Genomic DNA, 22,657 nt, shown 5'->3' with positions numbered 1-22,657 from the left:
CTCTTAGTATTTTGAGAATCTACGACTATAGATACTTTGTAGAATTCCTAAAGATGCCATTGTAGAAATCACCGAAGAGCCTCCGTAAGAGACCAAGACTAAAGGCACTCCAGTAATGGGCATCAATCCACACATCATGCTGATATTAATTAACACGTGCATAGAAATATGCACGGTAATTCCTGCAGCTAATAATCTACCAAAATCGTCAACAGCTACAGCTACGGTTCGGCAGCCAAAACAAATGAGACAGTAAAACATCCACAGGGCAAAAAATAAGCCAATCAGACCGAATTCTTCTCCTAAAGCAGAAAATACCGAGTCTGTATAACCGTAAGGCAGCCATCCCCTACCAGCAAATTCTCCAGACTTCCATCCACGACCTTTAACACCACCTAAGCCAATAGAAATTAAAGATGCGCGTTGATGATGATTTGAAGGACTCAATCTTTCGTATTGGTATTCCTTAATCACCTTTAACGCATAAGGTTTAACCTTCTCGTGAGAAATTATCCCTGAGAAAATCAACAAAGAGCAGAGCATCCCTAAACCCGCAATCGTTGCACAGATTTTCACAAATAAAGGATGGATGTTCCCTAAATAAAAAATCGCCAAAGCAACGGGACATAGCACCAAGGCGGTCCCTAAATCTGGCTCTTTAAAAATAAGCAAAAAGGGGATACCGACAATAATACAAGCAAGTAAAGCTGTAATCTTCGAAGAAATTACTGATTTGCGCACATCCAACGTATAGCTAAGCATGATTACAACGATAAGCTTGGCATATTCAGAAGGTTGAACACTCAAACCAATAAAAGGGATTTTATACCATCTATGAACATTTTGCACTGTGGGGACAAAAAACAAACCCACAAGACTCAAAAGCATAAGAATATAGAGAATCCATGCCCAACTTCTTAATCTATGGTAATCGAGATACATACATAAAGAGAACGCCAGCCATCCTAAAGCAAAATGACGAATTTGCATGATGCTTTTATTCGTCAGTAATCCTTTGGATGAGGTGACTAGGATCGTAGAGGGATCCATAGAAGAAATAACAACTACGCTAATCATCATTAATAAAATAATGACAATAAACACCCAAGAATTGACATAGCTGAAATATCTAGCGTTTCTCATAATGCTCTTTATAGCTTAAGAGTGGGATACTTCCAATGAAAGTTATTTATTATGAAATAGCAGAAACTCCTTCCACAAATGAAACAGCAAAACAGCTTATGCATCTATGGAACCCCTACGCTCTTACCGTTATTTCCACTCAAAAGCAAACAGCAGGGAAAGGGAAATTTAATAAAACTTGGCTTTCTTCTAATAAAGATCTTACCGTATCGCTATGCTTTTTCATTACCGAATTAGACATCGATGTTAGCCAATTATTCCGTTTAGGAACAGAAGCAGTTCTCACTCTCATCCAAGATCTAGGCATTCGTAATGGAACTATAAAATGGCCTAATGATGTCTTAGTAGATGGAGAAAAACTCTGCGGGATCCTTAGTGAAACTATTCCTGTGCAAGGCTACTTAGGAATCATTTTAGGCATAGGGATAAATGGGAATACGAAAAAAGAAGAACTTACTTCTATAGATCAACCAGCAACATCCCTTTCAATACTCCTAAATCATCCTGTAGATCTTGAAGAAGTTCGTGAGAAGCTTATTGAACATGTAAAAAAAAGCATCTTGCAAAGATTCTCAAAAATCTTAGCGAGCAAAATAGATCATAGGTAGCTCAAGAAAACGAAATAGCCTAGAAGCTAGCCACAATGATGGACTTGATCTTTGCTTTAAATATTTCTCAACGGCCTGCTCGTAAGCAGCGGTCTCAAACGCAAATAAATTATCTCGAGCCCAAAAATCTTCTAAAGAGCAAACAACATCCTCTCGTTCATGATGCTCCGCTATAGAATCTAAAATCTCTTGGAAAAGTTCAGGAAGAGTTTCTTCCATTTCCTGAAATGCAAAAAGAATATCGTAACCATGTTTTAAAAACTCTCGCCAAGACATCTTATGATGCTGCTTTAAAAACTCTGTTTCCTGAGATAACCGTGGTGAGGCAAAATCCCTTGAGAGGGCAAGTAGCGCTTGACGTTTTGCTATTGCATGAGAGAGTAAACATCTCCAAGAAAGCATAATATTCTTTATGAGATAATATAGCTGACAATATGCCCCAAGAAAAGCACCAAATAATACGCTAAAAACAACTACAAAGACTAATCCTGCCATAGGTTGCATATCGCTCACCGATGATAAAAAAGCAACAGAGCGCTACATATATGTAAGAATCTCAGCATCGGTAAGCTCACGATATTCCCCATAGCGAAGACCACCAAGAACAAAACTGCCTATACGAATACGTGTTAGCTCTAGAATCGGTAAACCTGCAGCTTCTGCAAACAAACGGATTTCATGTTTTTTCCCTTCGTTTACAATAATTTTAATCGTACCCCGACGAATCTTCTCAACAGAAACAGGACGGATTCTCTTACCATCAATCATGGTTCCTTCCATAAGATCTTCAAGATTTTTCGCAGTAATTTCGCGATTTACCTTAAGCAAATATTCTTTGGTAATTCCAAAAGAAGGATGGATAATCTTATTAGAAAATTCTCCATCATTCGTGACTAAAATCAATCCAGAAGTTTCCTTATCTAACCTTCCAACAGTAAATACCCGGTAGGGAAGATGGGAAAACAAATCAATAACCAACTTATCTCCTGGGAATTTTTTCTCCGAAGAACATAAGTATCCTAAAGGTTTATGCACCATGAAATATACTTTCTTAGTCATGCCTACACGCTGACCGTCTACCTTTACGGTATCCGTTGCTTCGTCTACCGTCACAAAAGGACCGGGAGCCACACGACCGTTTACAGTTACATGCCCTGAAAAAATAATCTCATCACACTTCCTGCGCGATGCAATACCGGAAGAAGCTAAAAACTTATTGAGACGAACCTTTGCCATAATATTCTCCATTCGAGACATATATTGTGCCCAAGAATAACAATAGAGGTCCACTGTTCTTTGTTATAAAAAAATATTGTCGCGAAAAAGATCTTTCTTCTAGACAAAAGTTTTTTTGTTCCTATGCTAGTTTTCTTAATCCACCACTCAGGAAGTCATGGCTTTTCTTATCTTATTACGACACGGAAAATCCGTCTGGAATGAAAAAAATCTTTTTACAGGATGGGTAGATATCCCTCTGAGTCAAAAAGGAATTGATGAAGCTATTCTTGCGGGTCAGGTAATAAAAGACCTCCCGATAGACTGCATCTTTACCTCTTCTCTTGTCAGAAGTTTAATGACGGCATTACTTGCAATGACACATCACAACTCTAAAAAAATTCCTTATATTGTTCATGATGATGAGCAACAGAAACAGATGAGCAGGATCTATAGTGATGAAGAAAAGAATATGATCCCTCTTTATCGTTCTAGCGCATTAAATGAAAGAATGTATGGGGAACTTCAAGGGAAAAATAAAAAAGAAACCGCTGAGAAATTTGGTGAAGAACAGGTCAAATTATGGAGACGAAGTTATAAAACAGCACCTCCTAGCGGAGAAAGTCTCTATGATACCGGACAACGTACCGTCCCCTATTTTGAAGAAACGATCTTCCCTTTATTAAAGAATTCAAAAAATGTATTTATATCTGCTCATGGAAATTCCTTACGTTCACTTATTATGGATATAGAAAAATTAAGTGAAGAAGAGGTACTCTCTTTAGAGTTACCTACAGGAAAACCCATAGTGTATTTATGGACCGGCCACACGTTCGAACGACATCCAGAACCATTTGGTTAAATAACCAACAAGCAATTCCTCCTTCAGTTTCAGTACGAGAGAGTTTGGAGACTTATTCCGATCCCTTCTCTTTAACACCTTCGTCAGCAATGAAATTGCTTAATGAAACTGAAGAAGTTGCTCGTAAGCTTGTCGGTTGTTCTGAAGAAACCCATACATTTCATTTTCTTCCTCATTTTCCTCATGCTGCAGCGATTATCGTAGCTGCTTTATTGGAAAATCTTACCTTTTTCCAAGGGAGGAACCATCTTTTAGTCTCTTCTCATGAGCAGCAATATAACATTGATGCTATTTGCCGCCGGCAAGGACTAGGGACTACCTATGATTGGGTAACCATAAACTCTTCAGGAAGACTTTCTCCAGAACAACTTACAGAGGCGCTAACACCACGCACTCTACTCTTTTCGCTATCTGCTGCTAATGGCATGACAGGGTTCATTGAACCTATAGAATCTCTACAACCCTTATGCAAAGATCGTGGTGTTGTTCTACATTTGGATCTTTGTGATATTTTAGGACGTGCGGCACTCACTCCAGAAATGCTCGACGCTGATATTCTTACATTTTCTTCGTTAGCTTTGGGAGGAATTGGTAATATCGGAGGCATGTTTATTAAAAAATCCCTCAGCAAATTTTTTAATTTATGGCTCCCTACAAATTCTCCAGGAACCTTATGTTTAGGTTCCGTAGCGGCAATGAAGACAGCATGCCAGGAACGCCTTTCTTCTTTTTCTTCATTAATCTTATCTTCAATAAATTTAAGAAATAAACTTACTAAAGAGCTTCAAGCAGCCTGCTCTGACGTGCAGTTTCTTTTCCCAGAACTAGAAAATAAACTTCCTAATGTGATGATTGCCACTATAGGAGATATTCCTGCTGAAAGTTTAGCCTTCTTCCTACATCAACAAGGCATCTATCCAGGACTTGGCTACGAGCGTTTCCAACCCCTATCTCAAATACTACAAAATTGTGGGGTATCGCCTTTTCTCTGTCACAGCGCTCTACATTTTTCTTTCACAGAGAGAACAAAAGATGAACAATTTACAACTTTAGGACGTGTTATCCAAGAGGGTAGCGCTCATCTTCAATCTGCAATTGCGAGCTCAGTATGACAATTCCATTTCAACCTGTAGCCTCTTGGGCAAATGTATCTCCAAAAGTTATGAAGAAATTTCATAAATTTTATTGCGGCGGGACATTTTCAGCAGAAGATGCCGAAACAAAAGGAGCTAATCTAATTATCGGCAGTCAAGGCCATAGGCTTATGGGCAATTATGTGATATTCTATTGGCTGATAGATAAGATAAATGGAAAAATTATCGACGCGAAATTCCAATATTTTGGACACCCTTTCCTACTTGTGCTTGCAGAAACAACATGTAACCTAGTTATTGGCAAAACTTATGCTCAAGCTTATAACTTAACCGTTAATAATATCGATACTGAGCTACGTTCCCATCCTAATAAACCCGCTCTTCCAGAGAATAGTTCAGCTCTATACCATTGTATCATCGATGCTTTAGACATCGCTGCTGAACAATGTATGGAAATCCCCCTTGAAGACGGTTCCCTACCCTTAAAAGAATCCTTTTTACCTTCAGAGATTGAAGATGCTAATCCCTACACTAAAGAAGCTTGGGAAAGTCTATCAATAGAATCACAACTACATGCCCTACGAACAATTACTGAGGATAAAATATCCCCTTATGTAGCTCTCGATGGCGGCAGCGTGCTCATTGAAAAGCTTGAAGGACATATTGTCACCATTGCCTATGCAGGAAATTGTTCTGGATGTTTTTCTGCTATAGGATCTACATTGAATTCTATAGGCCAACTCTTACGCGCCTATGTTTATTCTGAATTGCAAATTAAAGTAAATGAGGCATCCTTAGATTTTTCTATGTCTCAACACTCTGACGAAACTAATTAACTTTTATAGTTCGTGAATTGTCAATAATTCATATCTTTTGATAAAGAATGATGAAATGTTAATAACTCTATAATTATTTCATTATTTTTTCTTGAGGATTGTTGTGTTTTTTCAATTCCTAAAAAAGAAAGCTGCTTCGTTAGGCATCTCGCCTTTAGGCCTTTTAGTTGTTTCTACAGCTTTAGGGAGTGCCATCTTTTTTGGAAAAAACACTTCCAAATCTTCTGATTTTTCTCAGCCATCTGAAAAAAAAACTACAGGTTGGTTTAAGCTTAGCCAAGTAGGAAATCCGAAATTATTAGAGTCCCTAGCAAAAAAAGAACAGATAGAAAGAGATCTTACAATGTTTCAATCAGTAGCCAATGCTACTGTGGCTCTATCTTTGCCTACGGAAGATGATCCTGATATTGTTCCACAAGTTTCAGTTATTCTTTCGTCTCATAAAAACGAAGTATTCTCATTATCTTTATTACTTTCTATCATGGACTATCTATCCAGTAGCATTCCTGGATTAAATAAAGAACACATTACCCTATCGGATAACTTAGGGAATATCTACTCTCCAGGAGAGTTTTCCACCAACTCTCTATTACTATCTGCATGCGAAGGTTACTTAGGAAAAATTTTTCCTAAGGAACATTTTGCTCTCGCCTATCTGACAACAAAAAATGCTCCTACTGTACAGCTAACAATTAATGAAAAGTACTTAGGAAAATTCCCAAAAGAAAAAAGAGAAGCTTTTCTAGTTCATGCCGAAAATTCTCTAAAGAAAATCTGTGGAAACAATCATCCTATTGTTATTGAGAAATTTCCTTTTTCACAAACAATACAGAAAGATCGCCTCTCTTATAAATTGCTCGTTGGCGGGACCATTCTACTTTCTAGTTTAGGAATTATTGCTTTAGCAAGCTTTTACCTTGCTTTCTATGCTTATGAGCGCATGCCTTCGGAATCAAAAAAAATAAAACAGGGCATAAATATTACAAAGCTGGTAGAGATACTACAAAAAGAATCTCCCGAAAAAATTAGGTTGATTCTCTCGTATTTGGATCCTAAAAAAGCCGATGAGATCTTCAAACATTTACCTGAAGATGTAAAACACCAAGTACTGAAATTATAAACATTAAGAATTAGGTATGTCTTGTGACACTGTCTCAATCCCCTGGTTCGCTTTCAGATACTGAAGATTCCCCAGAAAGAAATAAAGACTGGGATGAAGGATTCTCCCAAGGCTTTTCAGAAGGAGAAATCTCAGGATATGATAAAGCCTTTCAAGAACTTCTATCTCTAATTCAGATATTTCGGAAATTATCGATTCGTATGCTTTCTGAAATAGAGAAGGTCCCTCAACAATTGAAACCTGATCTTGTAGAACTTGCTGTCTTAACCTGCGAAAAATTCCTCTATAAGAAATTAGACAATGTTGAAGAGCTCGCTCTCTTAATTTCCTCTGCCCTACAACAACATACATCTTTACGATCTTTATCTCCCTTAAAGATCTTCCTTCATCCTGAAGATCATAAGAAACTTAATGATTGGATAGCGACGCATGAAGTCCCCATGATTAAACATGCGGAGTTTCTCCCTGACACATCTTGCAAAAAATCCAGCTATAAAATGGAGGTTCCCTCAGGAATCCTAAGACAGGAAATTGGAGAAGAACTAGATCATTTGCTTTCTGTTTTAACTGCATGACACATCTAAATTACGAAAAATCTCAACTTCAATATTGGCAGCCCTACCGCACGTGTGGACTTCTCTCTAGAGTTTCAGGGAATCTCTTAGAAGTTCAAGGACTATCGGCATGTCTCGGTGAACTTTGTCGTATCTGCACGCCAAAATATCCCGATCTCCTTGCCGAAGTTATCGGCTTCCACAACCAAACAACATTATTAATGTCGTTATCCCCTATGCACTATGTTGCTTTAGGTTCTGAAGTTCTTCCTCTACGTCGTCCGCCATCACTACATCTTTCTGACCATCTTCTTGGTCGTGTCATTGATGGTTTTGGAAATCCTCTAGATAATAAAGAAAACCTGCCAAAAACACATATAAAACCCTTGATTGCTCCTCCTCCATCTCCAATGTCGCGACAACCTATTCAAGAGATTTTTCCTACGGGCATTAAAGCTATCGATGCTTTTTTAACCCTAGGGAAAGGACAACGTATTGGGGTATTTTCAGAACCAGGTAGTGGAAAATCTTCACTATTATCTGCAATAGCTTCGGGATCAAAATCTACAATCAATGTCATTGCTCTTATCGGAGAAAGGGGCCGAGAAGTACGTGAATATATAGAACAACACTCTTCAGGATTGAAACAACACCGCACGATTATTATTGCTTCTCCTGCTCATGAAACAGCACCAACAAAGGTGATTTCAGGACGTGCTGCTATGACAATAGCAGAATATTTCCGAGATCAAGGTCATGATGTGTTATTCATTATGGATTCTCTATCACGATGGATAGCCGCACTTCAAGAAGTTGCCCTAGCAACCGGTGAAACCCTAGCTGCCCACCAATACGCCGCTTCTGTTTTTCATCACGTATCAGAATTTACAGAACGCGCAGGGAATAATGATCGAGGTTCTATAACTGCCTTATACGCTATCTTACATTATCCTAATCATCCGGACATCTTTACAGACTACCTAAAATCCCTCTTAGATGGACATTTCTTCCTTACCAACCAAGGAAAAGCTCTAGCTTCACCTCCTATCGATATTCTTCTCAGTCTCTCGAGATCAGCAAAAAAACTTGCCCTTCCTCATCATTATGCCGCTGCCGAAAAGCTCCGTGCCTTATTAAAAACATACCAAGAGGCTTTGGATATTATTCAATTAGGAGCCTACACTCCAGGACAAGATAAAGATCTCGATGATGCCGTAAAAATCCTTCCCAGCATAAAAAGTTTCCTTTCCCAGCCATTATCAAGTTATTGTCAGCTAGAAAACACCTTGAAAGAGTTGGAGGCATTGGTAAATCTTGAATAAAAAATTAACGAGCCTTTCCACTCTATCGAAAATAAAAATTTATCATTCTTTATTAAAAGTACGACACTTTAAAAGTAGAAAGTATTATCTATCTCAAGAGCTCGTAAGTATAAAAGAACAGATGACGGTGATCTCTAAAATCAGGAAGGAGAGGTTTTTATACCGCAACAATATAGAACATTACAATTCGCTTTTAGAACACTTGCAAACATTACAAGTATCTATTTATAAACAACACAATATCTCCTGTAAGCGTCTACAAGAGCATCAAAATAAACTACTAGAATTAATTAACCGTAGAAAAATCATCGAAAAGATCAAGAATAATAAGTATTCTAACATCAAGAGATAGGAACGCAAGGCTAACTGTAATGACCGACTCTGTAACCTTTCCGTCTGTCGTGGAAATGTCTTCACTAACAGAAAAACTTAAATCTATTAATCAAGAGCATTTATTAGATTCATGGTCGTCCCTTTCTCAAAAACAACAACAACGCCTCTACCATCAAATTTCTTCCATAGATGTTGAGCTCTTCCATAAACAACGTCAGCTCATTACTTCTCCAAGATCCATCTTAAAAGATTTTCATCCTTTAACTTCTTTCGCTTCTTCTGGAGAAGATTCTGAAAGAACCAAAATAGGAACAAATCTTCTAAAAGAAAAGAAAGTAGCTTGTGTAGTTCTTGCTGGTGGACAAGGCTCTAGACTAAAATGCGACGGTCCTAAAGGGCTTTTCCCCGTATCTCCTATCAAAAAAAAGCCTCTCTTTCAGCTTGTTGCTGAAAAAGTCTGTGCAGCAAGTAAACTTGCAAATCAGCCTTTGCCCTTAGCCTTTATGACATCCCCATTAAATAATCGTCAGACGCGTTCCTACTTTGAATCTAATGATTATTTCCATCTTGATCCCAATCAAGTGGACTTTTTCTGTCAGCCACTATGGCCTTTATTATCCTTATCAGGGGATCTCTTTCTAGAAGATACTGATACCCTGTCCTTAGGGCCGAATGGTAATGGTTGCCTAGCAACTCTTCTATATACCTCAGGGCTTTGGGAAAAATGGAAGAAAGCAGGAATCGAAATGGTTAGCGTTATTCCTATTGATAATCCTTTAGCTCTACCTTTTGATGTGGAACTTTGTGGATTCCATGGTATGGAAAATAACGAAGTAACTATTAAAGCTGCTTCGCGACAAACAGCCATTGAAGATGTCGGTATCCTAGTACAATCTAATGATTCTGGGAAAACTTCAGTTATTGAGTATTCTGAAATACCTCAAAATGAACGTTTTGCCACAAATCAAGATGGTACTTTGAAGTATTGCTTAGCTAATATTGGCTTATACTGCTTGTCTATGGACTTCATCGCCCATGCAGCCCTACGCGAACTACCTCTTTATAAAGCGCATAAACATGCAAAACAATTAGGACTCTATTCCTCTGAGAAAAATTCTTGGAAATTCGAAGAATTTATCTTTGATCTATTTTGTTACAGCGAACGTTGTCAAACTCTTGTCTATCCACGTCAAGAATGCTTCGCACCATTAAAAAATCTCGAAGGCAATCACAGTCCAGCGACTGTTCGAGAAGCTCTTTCTGCTAGAGAACGTCAAATTTTCCATAAAGTGACTGGGAAAAAACTTTCTCCAAACACAACATTTGAATTAGAAGCCGATTTCTATTATCCTTCAACCTCTACTTCCCTACATTGGGAGAATAAAGCATTTTTCGAGGAACCGTTTTTTGAGGCCTCATGAAAGAAAAAATTGCCTACCTAGGTATGGGCATTTGGGGATTTTGTCTCGCATCATTATTAGCAAATAAGGGTTACCGTGTTGTTGGCTGGGCTCGCAATTCTGAATTAATTGCTCAGCTACAAATGGAAAAACGCCATCCCCAAGCTCCTGATATTCCTATTCATCCGAATCTGTCCTTTACTACAGATATGGCAGAAGCTGTAGAAGGAGCTTCTATGATTGTCGAAGGTGTATCCTCAGCAGGCATACGCCCTGTATCTGAACAACTAAAAACAATCACAGATCTCAATGTACCTTTTGTCATTACTTCGAAGGGGATCGAACAACATACAGGATTGTTACTTAGTGAGATCGTTGTAGAAATTTTTGGGAAAGATGCTGCGCAATATCTTGGTTATCTTAGCGGACCCTCTATAGCTAGAGAAGTTCTTAAAGGCTGTCCATGTTCTGTAGTGATCAGCGCATATAATCCCGATACCCTAAAGAAAATACACAATGCTTTCCTGACTCCAACATTCCGAGTATATCCTAATAGCGATCTTAAAGGCGTAGCTCTCGGCGGAGCTTTAAAAAATATCATAGCAATTGCTTGCGGAATTTCTGACGGTTTCCATTTTGGAGATAATGCAAAATCGGGATTAGTCACCCGAGGACTTCATGAAATACGGAAATTTGCAACGATTATGGACTGCCGTCCTGATACTCTTAATGGTTTAGCAGGTCTTGGAGATCTCTGTACAACATGCTTTTCTTCATTAAGTAGAAATACAAAATTTGGGAAACTGATAGCTCAAGGAATGACTCTTGAGAAAGCAAAAGCAGAAATCGGCATGGTTGTTGAAGGTGCTTATACTGCCCTTTCAGCATACCAAATTGCTAAACATCATAAAATCGATATGCCGATAACTACAGGTATCTATCGCGTATTATACGAGAATCTCGATATCAAAGAAGGCATCGCTGCACTTTTACAAAGAAATACTAAAGAAGAATATCTTTAAAAGATGAAGATTTCTATCTTTCTCATCTCCTTAGATAGAAGTCTTATCTCTACAGAGTTTTCATTTGTACATTTTTTTATCATTTGTTAAAGATGAATTTATAACGCATAGTAAATAAGGCCATCTACTAAATGAATAGCAAGCTGAAAAAGCATCTACGTTTAGCATCCCTCTCTCTCCTAGCTTTATCAGGAATTTTTTCTTCCTCAATCCTTAATGCTATGCCGTCGGGAAATCCTGCATACCCTGTCATCCCTGGAATTAATCCAGAACAAAAAGGCATGTGTGCTTTCGAACTCTGCAATAGCTACAATCTCTTTGCAGCACTTACAGGAAGCTTAAAAATAGGATTTTCTGGAGATTATATTTTTTCAGAAAGCGCAAGAGTGAAGAACGTTCCCGTGGTGACTTCTGTTACTACAACAGGGACAGGGCCTTCAACGGATGTTACATCTACTTTTAAAGATTTTGATTTCGATCTAAATGATTCTAAAGTGAGCTCCAGCTGTATTTTTGCCTCAGTAGCTTTCCAAGACACTTCACCTGCTGCTATTCCCCTATTAGATATCAGCTTCGATGTAAAAATCGGTGGATTAAAACAATACTATCGTCTTCCTCTTAATGCTTATAGAGACTACACTTCTTCACCACTTGCTTCTGAATCACAAGTTACCGACGGTTTGGTAGAAGTACAAAGTAATTACGGCTTTGTTTGGGATTTAAGTTTGAAAAAGGTCCTCTGGAAAGATGGGATTTCTTTCATTGGTATTGGTGGAGATTACCGCCATGCAGCATGCCCTATTAACTACATCATAGTAAATAGCCAAACAAATCCTGAAGTATACTTCGAAGATTCTAACGGCAAAATCAGTTACAAAGAATGGTCAGCAAATATAGGAATCACCACCTATGTAAACGACTATATCCTTCCCTATGTTTCTGTCTCTGTAGGAAGTGCGTCAAGAACTGCACCCGCAGATAGCTTTAAGCGTTTAGAAAGCCAGTTCTCTAATCTTAAGTTCAAAGTACGTAAAATCACGAACTTCCATAGAGTGAACTTTTGCTGCGGAGCCACGAGCTGCGCATCAGACAATTTCTTCTATAGCGTTGAAGGACGTTGGGGTTACCAACGTGCTATAAACGTAACGGCAGGATTCCAATTCTAATAAGAACTGATTAGCGTGCGATATACGTTATGTATCAGTTTCAATGATGCCGCAATTAAGCTCCATTCCTGTTGCATGGCACGCATTTGAAGTTCTAACATCAATTGATGCGTTTGTGCTAAATCTCCGTAATTTTGCACATCAGAAAGACAGTTGTTAAAGAAATTCAACAACCCACCTTTTGCAGTTCCTGTGTTGATGTCAATTTCACCATCAACAACCTTATGCTCCAAATCTTGTAATGTAATTATAGAAAAGTCAGAACCCATAATCTTATAAGAAGGTTCGTACTCACTATTGCCAGGAATGAAAACAAGAGCATTCAGATTCAACATCAGATTCTTCATCTGATTTATCATAATGCCTAATTCGTTATTATAGCCTGTAACGATGTCCTCGAGCTGTTTTTTTTGAGCATCGGAAAGAGTCCCGTTACCTTGAATATTCTTAGAAATTTGCTTTAATAAAAGCTGCGCATTCTCAGCACTTTTAATATCATTTCTCAACTGTAAACGCTCTTCTTCATAGCGATCTACAATCATCTGGTAACCAAATTTAAAATTCGCGGTTCCTGATGTTTGAGAAATGTACGATCCCAAATTATATACAATAGGGGCAGAGTTGAAACTCTTTATAGTCTCTAAAAGAGGACTAAATAAGTTCTGAGCATATCCTGAAAGATTTAATTCTCTTCCCAATGCATATAAAGCAGTCTCTTGTGAGGGGATATATTTATCTAAAAGGATATACGCAAATGCCGATTGGAAAGGCATCTTATTTACTATAGAATCTTTAACAGGAGCAAGCTCAGGAGCTGTTGTTAACGCTTGCGGAGATATTCTATCTAAGTGCTCTTGAAAAATCTTATTTGCTTCCCTACGTAGCTCTTTATTCTCCTTTTCTGTAAGCACAGTTTGTATTACAGCAAGTTCAAATCCTGTATCTAAAAAATCATGCTTTAAAGAAGATACGAACTCCCTACGCAATCCTAGGTCACTAGCCTCTTTAAGCAAGTCTTGCATGATTTTTAAGTGAGAAGCTACCTCATTCATCTTTGTATAATCCGCAGCTACCTCAGCAGGAGATACACGACGTTCTGCAAATACCGGACCTTCAGAAATCTGATTAGCCTGTTGATAGCCTTGTATTGGAGAGTTTTTCATAACTTCACCTATTTAAATCTACGTGTTAACTTCGCAAATATCTGATTCATCAATGCTAAAGCAGCGCTGACCATAGTCCATTCTTGCTGAATTGCGGAAGATTCTAACTGTAATGCGAGCTGTTGGTTTTGGTTAAATGTTGTAAAATTCTGTTGGGTGGCTTCTAAACTCTGTAAGATCTGTTGCTCACCACCAGGAACAACACCGTTTTCACCACCTTCAATAACAAAGCTTTCAAAAGCTGATAGAAAACGTGCCCAATCATCTGATATCTTACTGTTAACCTTGATAACAAAGGCTTCGTCAACCTCTTCAGGTTTTTCTACCGCACTAAATTGCATATTGCGTAACAAAACAAATAAATTTCCTAGATTACGTATCAAAGCGTTGAACTGGAATTCGTATCCGGAAATTGTCTGACGAAGCTCCCGTTTCTGAGAAGAGGTCAATTCTGTATCATTATTTATGTTTGTCAAAATTTTTGTGAGTTCACCTTTTACTCTCTGACAACGTTCAATATCACTTCTACAACGGACTTTTTCTTTATCTAAAACACTCTGCGCTTTCCCTAAGGCATCAGTAAGAGCCTGTAAGTTCATCTGACGCAAATATATTGCTAAAGAATAGTAGACATCTGCTGTTTGAAAATTCGTAACATGAGTAATGATTTGATTCATGTACTTAGCAGCTTTATTAGAGAAGGTCATCTGCACCCCTAACGTCTCTAAAACGTGCTGCTGATTGGGTAAATATTTATCTAATAATAAAGAAGAGTAGACCATTTGTATCGGAGAGGTATCTACAAAGGTCTTTTTACCCTCTTTCATACTCTCGAAATAATTTAATTTCGTAGGATCCATAGAATCCTTTTGTTTCATTAGCTCTGCAGATTCTTCTGTCCATTTGGTAATCTGCTCTTGGATTTGCTTAATACCACTATTCATCCCGTTAATCACTTTCTGATAGTCAGAGCGTGACATTACCTGAGTAGGATTCTTCGTCATTAACTCAACGCATTGTTGAAAAAATTCAGGATTAAGATTGGTTTGGCTACCGTTGTAGAATAAAGATATCCCTTCATATTTTTCTGTGGGATTAGCAGCAAATGTCTTTAAGGGGATATCTGCGATATTAAAGCTACTATTACCCCGTTCATCCCAATAAGATTGCTCTTGTGTAAGGGCTGTTTTATAATCTTGTTGAGATGAAGGAATTTTTACCCCATATTGTCCTGCACACACTAAATAGGAATACAACAAACTTAGGAAACTGGGTAAAGTAGCCTTAGTACCCATCTTCAAGTTCCCCATAGCATCTATAAAAGTAGTTACTCCCTTCTTGACTCCTTCAGGCATTTTATCTACAGCATTACTTGAATACTTATCCATAAGCATGCGGTATACCCCACCAAGCACTATGTATGTACGTGTCATACCGCCTTGCATAGCGTTATAACCAGAACCATTTAAGTTAGTTGCTGTTGAAGAGATGTCCCAGACGGGATTAAGTAGATCTTTAAGAGAACTTGAGAATTGACGTATTAGCTCAATAACTTTATTAGCTTCATCAATATTTAATGCGCATTCAGCAAGTTGGATATTCAGTTGCTCAGAAACAGGATAGGACAAAGAGATCATGGCATTATAAATTACCATTATGTTCTGCCAAAAATTGATCACTTTACTCTTTGGCGGAGCATCTTTCCCTTTGAGTTCTTCTATCTTAGCTACAAACTCTTTAGGTAAAGCATATATTGCATTATATTGATCAGTTGTAGGATTGCCGGCAGTGAATGGTTGTTTTAAAGTACTTAGCTTTACTTGAAAATCTTTAACTATAGTTTTTTCAGCTTCTGTGGGATTAAAAATCCCTCCTTGATCAACTTCTTTTAGCCAATCATCAAAACTCTTTTCAAGTCCCTCTATATAAAGTTTTGCGGCAGCAAGATTCGGATCTTTTAAGATCTCCCCTACTTTGGTAGAATCATATCTAACATTCGGAAGTGTGATTTTCTCTTCAGGGAAATTTTCTAAGGAAACATCCCCTATAAACTCTGAAGAAATTTGCTCTATGGGGAACTTAGCCTCTGCTTCTTGCAACAAACCAAGTGCGTGTTTTAATCCCCTTGCTTTCTGATCTAGTTCTTGAAAAAGAAACACAGAACTAGAAAACGGTGTTGTCATATCTACTTGATCACCAAGTAGTGCCGCCGTCACATTGCGATTAAAAGTAATGTATGAAGGTTGTACCGTCACCGTAATTTATCCAGAAGAGATTAATTATTTTCTAATTTTAAAATAAAAAAAATATTTCAAAAATAAAAAATAATTAACTTTAAAACTAAAACATAAATAACAAGTGACTTTGATTATTTAATTATTTTAATTCTCTTTCTATTCTGAACAATTCATCAGTGATTGTTTGAGGGAGATCGGATCCGAAGATCTTGCAGTACTCACGAACATTAGCAACCTCTTTAAGCCATCCAGGGACGTCCACAGAAAGTAGATCCTGAAGGGCTTGTGAAGATAAGTTGAGTCCTTCTAAGTTTAAAGAAGATTCTTCTGGCAAGTAACCAATAGGTGTTTTCTTAGCGATGGATTCTTCCCCGTTAGTTCTTCGGAAAATCCATTCTAAAACACGAAGATTATCGCTAAATCCTGGCCAGATAAAATTACCATCTTTATCCTTACGGAACCAGTTCACACCATAGATCTTTGGTAGTTTTAAACTTGTGTTAGAAGCAAAAGATAACCAGTGATCAAAATAGTATGCCATGTTGTAGCCACAGAAAGGCAGCATAGCGAAAGGATCATGCCGTAATTTTCCCTGTTCACCAACAATAGCTGCAGTTGTTGCCGAAGACATGCTCGCACCAATGGTGACTCCATGTTGCCAACTTAAAGCCTCATAAACCAAAGGTATAGTCTCAGAACGACGACCACCAAAAATAATCGCCTCTATTGGTACACCTTCAGGACTATTCCATTGAGGGTCTAAAACAGGACACTGATTTACAGGTGCAGTAAATCTAGAATTAGGATGTGCTGCAGGAGATCCCCCAGGTTGCCAAGGATTACCATGCCAATCTATAAGACCTTCAGGAGGTTGACTCGTTAAACCTTCCCACCAAACGTCTCCATCCGGAGTTAAAGCAACATTAGTAAATATCGAGTTAGATTTGCAAGTAGCTAAAGCATTAGGATTTGTAGTTTCTGATGTTCCTGGAGCAACACCAAAGAAACCAAATTCAGGATTCACAGCATATAATCTACCGTCAACACCAGGGCGTATCCAAGCAATGTCATCGCCAATACATTCGACTTTCCAACCAGGAATCTTAGGCATGAGCATAGCAAGGTTAGTTTTACCACAAGCACTAGGGAAAGAAGCTGCAAAATACTTCTTCTGTCCTTGAGGATTAGTCACACCGATGATTAGCATATGCTCCGCGAGCCAATCTTGCGAGCGAGCTATATATGAAGCTAAGCGCAGTGCTACACATTTCTTCCCAAGTAAAGCATTACCCCCATAACCACTACCAAATGACATTACACTACTGTCATCTTGGAAATGTACTATACGCATATGCTTAGGATTACAAGGCCAAGCCACATCTTTTTCACCTGGAGATAAAGGGACTCCCACACTGTGCAGACACTTATGGAAAGAACCAGATGTTCCTAGAGATTTTAATACTTCCGCTCCCATCCGTGTCATGATCTTCATAGAACAAACAACATATGGAGAATCAGTAATTTCAATACCAATAAGAGAAAATGGAGAGTGTAGCGGTCCCATGCAAAAAGGAATCACGTATAAGGTTCTTCCACGCATACAACCACGGAAAAGACCTTGTAATTCCTGACGCATCTCTTGAGGATCACGCCAATTATTGGTAGGGCCTGCATCTTGTTTTTTTGTAGTACAAATAAAAGTAAACTGCTCAACACGAGCCACATCTTCAGGAGAAGAACGCACTAGAAAACAGTTAGGGTGCAAATCAGGATTTAAAGGAATCGCTGTTCCTGATTTTTGCATTATGCCGTAAACTTCAGCATATTCAGAATCGGAGCCGTTACATATACGGATGTCCTTAGGAGTTACTAATTCAGCAACTTCTTGGATCCATTGTTTTAAACCTTCATGCTGAATTTCGTTACTCCATGCACTGGTCATACCATATTCCCTTTGCGTTTTTTGAATTGATCTAGGTGTTCTAAAGCCTTTCCTGTTCCTAAACAAACAGCAAGTAAAGGATGGGGTGCAGTAATTACAGAAAGTCCTGTATTTTTACTTAAAGCCTTATCGAGGCCTTTAATTAAAGCCCCTCCACCAGCTAATACCATACCACGCTCAACTAAATCAGCAGAAAGTTCAGGAGGACATTTCTCTAAAGTTAAACGAACGCATTCAATAATTTGTTGGATAGGTTCTGCTAAACATTCACGAATTTCAACAGAATTAATCCTTTTTGTGATCGGCAACCCTGCCACCTGATCACGACCTCGAACTTCCATTTCAAGCTCATGATCTCCCAAAGGATACGCAGAACCAATAGTGATTTTAATTTCTTCAGCAGTACGTGGGCCAATCATAAGATTGTAAGTGCGACGCATGTAATTAATAATGCATTCATCGAACTCATCCCCAGCAATACGTAAGGAACGTGATTCTACAATCCCTCCTAGAGAAATAATAGCAATCTCCGTAGTCCCACCACCAATATCAATAATCATACTCGCGGCAGGTTCGTGAACAGGAAGATCGACGCCAATAGCAGCAGCCATCGGCTCCTCTATTAAAATCACTTCCTGAGCTCCAGCATGTAAAGCAGAGTCTTCAACAGCACGCTTTTCCACACCAGTAATCCCCGAAGGCACAGCAATCAAAATTCTTGGTCGGAACATACTACGAGAAGGCGTTACACGTTTGATCAACGCTTTTAACATGCCCTCCGCTATTTCAAAATCTGCAATCACCCCATCTTTCATAGGACGGACAGCCATAATTTTTCGCGGAGTTTTTCCCAACATAGCCTTAGCTTTATGACCAACGGCAAGAACTGTATGCGTTTGAGCATCTACAGCAACTACAGAAGGCTCACTGAGAACAATACCCCGACCACGAACATAAACTAAAGTGTTCGCTGTTCCTAAATCGATACCAACATTGCCAGAAAAAAAGTTGAAAACTTTATCAAAACGGCCTAGAGTTTTGTTGTACAATCGATTAGAAAGATTTTTAATTTTAAATAAGCTTCGATGTGGGCTCATAGCATCATATCTGTAGCAATTCTAGTACTTCTTCCCAAGTCAACTTGGAAACGACTTCATCATCAGAGTTGATCACTTTCTTTACAAGGCTCTTTTTCCTGTTTTGGAGAGTTAGAATTTTTTCCTCAATGGTATTTAACGTAACTAGCTTATACGAAGACACTGAGCGATTCTGCCCTATGCGATGCACCCGATCTGTAGCTTGATTTTCTACAGCAGGATTCCACCACATATCATAGTGAATCACCGTGTCAGCACCAACAAGATTTAATCCTGTTCCTCCAGCCTTTAGAGAAATTAAGAAAACTAGAAGTCCTGGATCTTCGTTAAATTGGTTGACTATTTCCAATCTGTTCTTGGTGGAACCATCTAAATAAACAAAGCGTACTCCACGAGCTTCTAAGTCTTTTTTGATGATGCTTAACATCTTAGTATATTGACTAAAGAGAACTGTTTTATGTCCTGTCTCAACAAGAGAAGAGAGTAAGTCCATAAGCAAGTCATACTTTGCAGAATCACCCGGTTCAGGCACATCTTTTGCAAAAATAGCTGGGTGACAACAAATTTGTTTTAAACGTGTAAGCGTTGCAAGAACATGGATATGTATACGATCAAACCCTTCTTGTTTAACTAAACGAGAAAGTTCTTTTTTGGCTGAAGCAGCGTAAGAATGATAGAGCTCTTTTTGAGAATCTGTAAGGTGACAATGATACAAAATTTCTGAAACAGGAGGCAAATCTTCCAATACGTCTTCTTTCATACGACGAAGAATAAACGGAGCCACCTTCTTCTTCAAAGCAACCATATTATCGGTCTTATTCCCCATATAGTTGCCTGTGCGGATGTATTTTCCAACGAAGCGATCGTAACTGCTCAATAAACCAGGCATTAAGAAATCGAAGAGACTCCATAATTCTTCAAGAGAATTTTCAATTGGTGTACCCGTTAAGATTAATCGATGACCCGAACGAATCATTTTTACAGATTTTGCATTGCGCGTCGTACGGTTCTTAATATGGTGGGCTTCGTCTAAAACTACATAGTCGAAAACAAAATCCTTATAAATATCGATGTCTTTTTGCAGTAGATTGTATGAGGTAATGGCAACGTCATAATCTGATAGAGCAGCTAGCTGTCTACGTCTATGAGAAGGGATCCCATCAACTATCATAGTTTTGAATTCAGGATTGAACTTACGAAATTCTTCTTTCCAGTTATATACCAAAGATGTTGGGCAAACAATTAGAGAGCATCCCTTTCCCTTCTCTAACCTACTTTGTGTAATAGCAATGATCGCCTGTAAAGTTTTCCCAAGACCCATATCGTCAGCAAGAATACCATTTAAATGCATTCTTCTAAGACGTTCTAACCAATGAATTCCTTCTGTTTGGTAGCTGCGTAATGTAGCTTGTATCTGCTTAGGAATAGCCTGGAAGTCAAAGGCAACTTCTCCACGAATTTGCTTTTGTATCTCAGCAAGTTTATCCGTCATTTTAAAATTGACTGGCAAACCTTTAAATAGTTCAGGAGAGATGCCTGTTAAACTCCACAAAGGACACTTTTCTACAAAGTCATCAAGAACTTTAAAGCCTATTTCATTAAAAATCTGAATAACTGGCGAAATTTTTTCTAAATCTAAAACTAAAATACATGGAAGTTTTGCAGAACCAGGAGTTCTACCTCTTCGAGGAGTTTTTACATTACGCCCTCGCTTTGGCAACTCCAGGAAACGCTTTTTAGCGCTTATACAATCCCAAAGTAGATCTAAACTAATTCCTTTCAGCAAACCATTAACTTTAAGCTCGGCTTCATAAGTATTAATTTCAGAGCTTTCCTTAAAGGAAAGATCAAAGACAGTTTCATCATAAATAAATTGATCAGAGAGAGTCTCAGGACAATTAAACGTTATCCTATGCTGATTATTAGGAATTGTTTCTGTCATAAACTCTACGATTTTCTTTTCACTTTTTACATGAAAAGCACCATCACGCTCATCGTAAATAAAGCCCGAGAAAACCTCTTCTATGATTTTACGTTCTTCAACAAGATTCCTAGCCAAAATTCCATCGTCACGAATAAATGCACGAATATCTTGGTATTTTAAAGAGAAAGAAGCTGCTGGAATGGTGAGAGAATCATAGATAAAATGTAATTTTGCCTCTAATTCGCCGTCTAAATAACTTATGTTACAGACGCCACGAACATCTTCAATATAAGGCAGCGTAATAAAGGAATTTAGAACTTCAACATTGGAAACTTCAGCGTATTCCTTAAACACAGGAAGAGCATTTTCTCGGAAAGAACCGAATAGAGCTTCTGGAATAGTAATATCTCGTAGTCTTGAAAAAGAACGTAAATGTGCACGTCGAATTTGAGGTGCGAAATGATGGTAAACATTATTATGGATAATGCCAGGGACATTAGACTCTAAAAGAATTGCCTGCTCAGGCTGAAGAGCTTCATCATCTACAAGGATTAATGGAGTCATTAAGAGCGCTTTGTAGGGAGTATCGAAAAAATCTAAATCAAACTTCATCTTAGCTGATGAAACTGACCAATACAAAGGTTCTTCAAGATTCCCACAGAACATCCCTGAAAAACTTTCTTTCTCTCCAGCTTGTCCTCCACCACGGTCTGCCATTTGATGTTCATACATTTTTGCTAAAATCACACCTAGCGATGTTAATGTAAGATAAGCAGATTTTAATAATTTTTCTTCTGGAGCTTGATTTGCATAACGGACATAGCGAATCAACAAATCTATAAGCTTGCGATCAGAAGCATTGAAAGATTGCATTGTGAAAAAGAAACGACGTCCATTAAGGATAATCGGCTCTTGATACAAAACTCCTTCAAGAAAGGTTTTAATATTTGGAATGTAAAATGGTTTAGAACGTCCGGGAAGACGTAAAACTAATTGAAATTCAACATGCTGATTTGGACGAAACACTTCATCATTGGAAGCAACAAATAAGACAGCAAGCTCTGCAGAATTCTTTTCTAAATATTCTTGAGGAAGGAAAAATGGATTAGCGCTTAATACATTCGCTGCATGAACGTATTCACTCAAAATTTCTTTTTGATGTGCTCTATCTTTTCTTTCTTCTTCTCTACTGGCTGCAACAACAAAAGTTTCCTGAAGCTCTTTTTTAACTTCTTCATTTATCTCTTGATTGGTATCTAAGTTGGCTTCTTGAGAATAAGCCACTACCATTTCATTAAAATACTTCTCTAGATAAAACAATAACGCCACTATATGCTGGCAATCATAGTTATAAGAGCAATCACAGTTAGAATCTATAGTATCAGATTTCGATCGATCAACTTCTATTTCACATTCATACACGTTGTCATATAGGCCTCGAATCTGTGCTCCTATACACACTGATTCTCCGTTCATAGACAGGATTTTCGCATTAACCACAGCTCCTTGGTCAAAAAGTTCTTTGCCATCTTGCAAAATGTTAGCTGTAAAATCCCTTCGTAATTTGCGAAAATTGAGCATTTCTCCTCTAAATTATAGAGTTCTGATTGAATCAGCTT

At 38.2% G+C, this 22,657-nt stretch carries 18 protein-coding genes and 1 pseudogene; 11 read left to right on the top strand and 8 right to left on the bottom strand.

Going from position 1 to position 22,657, the window contains the following annotated elements:
• Window positions 1-3: 3 nt before the first annotated feature.
• Window positions 4-1,143, bottom strand: coding sequence for an FtsW/RodA/SpoVE family cell cycle protein (locus O6937_RS02075; protein ID WP_332390017.1), 1,140 nt, complete (start codon window positions 1,141-1,143; stop codon window positions 4-6).
• Between the two features lie 35 nt (window positions 1,144-1,178).
• Between O6937_RS02075 and O6937_RS02070 the strand changes: the two genes are divergently transcribed.
• Window positions 1,179-1,751 (top strand): biotin--[acetyl-CoA-carboxylase] ligase, encoded by a 573-nt coding sequence (locus O6937_RS02070; RefSeq protein WP_332390016.1) that lies wholly within the window; start codon window positions 1,179-1,181, stop codon window positions 1,749-1,751.
• Here the strand turns inward: O6937_RS02070 and O6937_RS02065 are convergent.
• Both O6937_RS02065 and O6937_RS02060 read right to left on the bottom strand, forming a co-directional pair.
• On the bottom strand, window positions 1,725-2,246 hold the full coding sequence (locus tag O6937_RS02065; protein ID WP_332390126.1) for a hypothetical protein: 522 nt from the start codon (window positions 2,244-2,246) through the stop codon (window positions 1,725-1,727). The two genes, O6937_RS02070 and O6937_RS02065, sit on opposite strands and share 27 nt — an antisense overlap.
• Before the next feature lie 42 nt (window positions 2,247-2,288).
• Window positions 2,289-2,987 carry a pseudouridine synthase gene (locus O6937_RS02060; RefSeq protein WP_332390015.1) on the bottom strand — a complete coding sequence of 233 codons (699 nt, stop codon included), beginning with the start codon at window positions 2,985-2,987 and terminating at the stop codon, window positions 2,289-2,291.
• A gap of 157 nt (window positions 2,988-3,144) precedes the next feature.
• On the opposite strand from O6937_RS02060, the gene O6937_RS02055 reads away from it, so the two are divergent.
• The 10 genes and pseudogenes from O6937_RS02055 (at window position 3,145) to O6937_RS02010 (ending at window position 12,675) form a co-directional block, all read left to right on the top strand.
• Window positions 3,145-3,828 carry a 2,3-bisphosphoglycerate-dependent phosphoglycerate mutase gene (locus O6937_RS02055; RefSeq protein WP_332390014.1) on the top strand — a complete coding sequence of 228 codons (684 nt, stop codon included), beginning with the start codon at window positions 3,145-3,147 and terminating at the stop codon, window positions 3,826-3,828.
• A complete protein-coding gene (locus O6937_RS02050; RefSeq protein WP_332390013.1) occupies window positions 3,783-4,940 on the top strand; it encodes an aminotransferase class V-fold PLP-dependent enzyme in 1,158 nt (385 codons plus the stop codon). The genes O6937_RS02055 and O6937_RS02050 overlap by 46 nt, the downstream gene beginning before the upstream one ends.
• Complete coding sequence (locus O6937_RS02045) at window positions 4,937-5,758, top strand: NifU family protein (protein WP_332390012.1); 822 nt, start codon at window positions 4,937-4,939, stop codon at window positions 5,756-5,758. Before O6937_RS02050 ends, O6937_RS02045 begins: the two co-directional genes overlap by 4 nt.
• Window positions 5,759-5,861: 103 nt before the next feature.
• Window positions 5,862-6,878: a type III secretion system protein gene (locus O6937_RS02040; protein WP_332390011.1), complete on the top strand. Its 1,017-nt coding sequence runs from the start codon at window positions 5,862-5,864 to the stop codon at window positions 6,876-6,878.
• A 29-nt stretch (window positions 6,879-6,907) separates the two neighbouring features.
• On the top strand, window positions 6,908-7,453 hold the full coding sequence (locus O6937_RS02035; RefSeq protein ID WP_332390125.1) for a FliH/SctL family protein: 546 nt from the start codon (window positions 6,908-6,910) through the stop codon (window positions 7,451-7,453).
• The gene (locus O6937_RS02030) at window positions 7,450-8,754 is read left to right on the top strand and encodes a FliI/YscN family ATPase (protein ID WP_332390010.1); all 1,305 of its coding nucleotides are present in this window, start codon (window positions 7,450-7,452) and stop codon (window positions 8,752-8,754) included. The genes O6937_RS02035 and O6937_RS02030 overlap by 4 nt, the downstream gene beginning before the upstream one ends.
• A pseudogene (locus O6937_RS02025) lies at window positions 8,747-9,120 on the top strand (hypothetical protein). The gene O6937_RS02030 and the pseudogene O6937_RS02025 overlap by 8 nt, the downstream one beginning before the upstream one ends.
• Window positions 9,121-9,125: 5 nt before the next feature.
• Entirely contained in the window at window positions 9,126-10,508 is a 1,383-nt protein-coding gene (locus O6937_RS02020; RefSeq protein ID WP_332390009.1) for a UTP--glucose-1-phosphate uridylyltransferase, read from the top strand.
• Entirely contained in the window at window positions 10,505-11,509 is a 1,005-nt protein-coding gene (locus tag O6937_RS02015; RefSeq protein WP_332390008.1) for an NAD(P)H-dependent glycerol-3-phosphate dehydrogenase, read from the top strand. The genes O6937_RS02020 and O6937_RS02015 overlap by 4 nt, the downstream gene beginning before the upstream one ends.
• A gap of 131 nt (window positions 11,510-11,640) precedes the next feature.
• Window positions 11,641-12,675 (top strand): hypothetical protein, encoded by a 1,035-nt coding sequence (locus O6937_RS02010; protein ID WP_332390007.1) that lies wholly within the window; start codon window positions 11,641-11,643, stop codon window positions 12,673-12,675.
• Here the strand turns inward: O6937_RS02010 and O6937_RS02005 are convergent.
• The 5 genes from O6937_RS02005 to O6937_RS01985 all read right to left on the bottom strand — a co-directional run bounded on the left by O6937_RS02005 (window position 12,672) and on the right by O6937_RS01985 (window position 22,619).
• Entirely contained in the window at window positions 12,672-13,838 is a 1,167-nt protein-coding gene (locus O6937_RS02005; RefSeq protein WP_332390006.1) for a CT620/CT621 family type III secretion system effector, read from the bottom strand. The two genes, O6937_RS02010 and O6937_RS02005, sit on opposite strands and share 4 nt — an antisense overlap.
• Before the next feature lie 8 nt (window positions 13,839-13,846).
• Window positions 13,847-16,093, bottom strand: coding sequence for a CT620/CT621 family type III secretion system effector (locus tag O6937_RS02000; RefSeq protein WP_332390005.1), 2,247 nt, complete (start codon window positions 16,091-16,093; stop codon window positions 13,847-13,849).
• 121 nt (window positions 16,094-16,214) lie between these two features.
• Window positions 16,215-18,017, bottom strand: coding sequence for a phosphoenolpyruvate carboxykinase (GTP) (locus tag O6937_RS01995; protein ID WP_332390004.1), 1,803 nt, complete (start codon window positions 18,015-18,017; stop codon window positions 16,215-16,217).
• Window positions 18,014-19,114, bottom strand: a complete 1,101-nt coding sequence (locus O6937_RS01990; RefSeq protein WP_006343575.1) for a rod shape-determining protein — start codon at window positions 19,112-19,114, stop codon at window positions 18,014-18,016. The genes O6937_RS01995 and O6937_RS01990 overlap by 4 nt, the downstream gene beginning before the upstream one ends.
• Window positions 19,115-19,118: 4 nt before the next feature.
• Window positions 19,119-22,619, bottom strand: a complete 3,501-nt coding sequence (locus tag O6937_RS01985) for a DEAD/DEAH box helicase (protein WP_332390003.1) — start codon at window positions 22,617-22,619, stop codon at window positions 19,119-19,121.
• Between the last annotated feature and the right edge of the window lie 38 nt (window positions 22,620-22,657).

This window comes from Chlamydia sp. 04-14, assembly GCF_036632095.1.
Classification (GTDB): Bacteria; Chlamydiota; Chlamydiia; order Chlamydiales; family Chlamydiaceae; genus Chlamydia.
This window is presented reverse-complemented; position numbering and strand designations above follow the sequence as displayed.

What these genes read in the sequence shown, in the direction of transcription:
- O6937_RS01990 (WP_006343575.1), bottom strand. Translation starts at nt 19,114, where the DNA reads ATGAGCCCACATCGAAGCTTATTTAAAATTAAAAATCTTTCTAATCGA.
- O6937_RS02010 (WP_332390007.1), top strand. Translation starts at nt 11,641, where the DNA reads ATGAATAGCAAGCTGAAAAAGCATCTACGTTTAGCATCCCTCTCTCTC.
- O6937_RS02075 (WP_332390017.1), bottom strand. Translation starts at nt 1,143, where the DNA reads ATGAGAAACGCTAGATATTTCAGCTATGTCAATTCTTGGGTGTTTATT.
- O6937_RS02005 (WP_332390006.1), bottom strand. Translation starts at nt 13,838, where the DNA reads ATGAAAAACTCTCCAATACAAGGCTATCAACAGGCTAATCAGATTTCT.
- O6937_RS01995 (WP_332390004.1), bottom strand. Translation starts at nt 18,017, where the DNA reads ATGACCAGTGCATGGAGTAACGAAATTCAGCATGAAGGTTTAAAACAA.
- O6937_RS02015 (WP_332390008.1), top strand. Translation starts at nt 10,505, where the DNA reads ATGAAAGAAAAAATTGCCTACCTAGGTATGGGCATTTGGGGATTTTGT.
- O6937_RS02020 (WP_332390009.1), top strand. Translation starts at nt 9,126, where the DNA reads ATGACCGACTCTGTAACCTTTCCGTCTGTCGTGGAAATGTCTTCACTA.
- O6937_RS02060 (WP_332390015.1), bottom strand. Translation starts at nt 2,987, where the DNA reads ATGGCAAAGGTTCGTCTCAATAAGTTTTTAGCTTCTTCCGGTATTGCA.
- O6937_RS02045 (WP_332390012.1), top strand. Translation starts at nt 4,937, where the DNA reads ATGACAATTCCATTTCAACCTGTAGCCTCTTGGGCAAATGTATCTCCA.
- O6937_RS02050 (WP_332390013.1), top strand. Translation starts at nt 3,783, where the DNA reads ATGGACCGGCCACACGTTCGAACGACATCCAGAACCATTTGGTTAAAT.
- O6937_RS02070 (WP_332390016.1), top strand. Translation starts at nt 1,179, where the DNA reads ATGAAAGTTATTTATTATGAAATAGCAGAAACTCCTTCCACAAATGAA.
- O6937_RS02030 (WP_332390010.1), top strand. Translation starts at nt 7,450, where the DNA reads ATGACACATCTAAATTACGAAAAATCTCAACTTCAATATTGGCAGCCC.
- O6937_RS02055 (WP_332390014.1), top strand. Translation starts at nt 3,145, where the DNA reads ATGGCTTTTCTTATCTTATTACGACACGGAAAATCCGTCTGGAATGAA.
- O6937_RS02065 (WP_332390126.1), bottom strand. Translation starts at nt 2,246, where the DNA reads ATGGCAGGATTAGTCTTTGTAGTTGTTTTTAGCGTATTATTTGGTGCT.
- O6937_RS01985 (WP_332390003.1), bottom strand. Translation starts at nt 22,619, where the DNA reads ATGCTCAATTTTCGCAAATTACGAAGGGATTTTACAGCTAACATTTTG.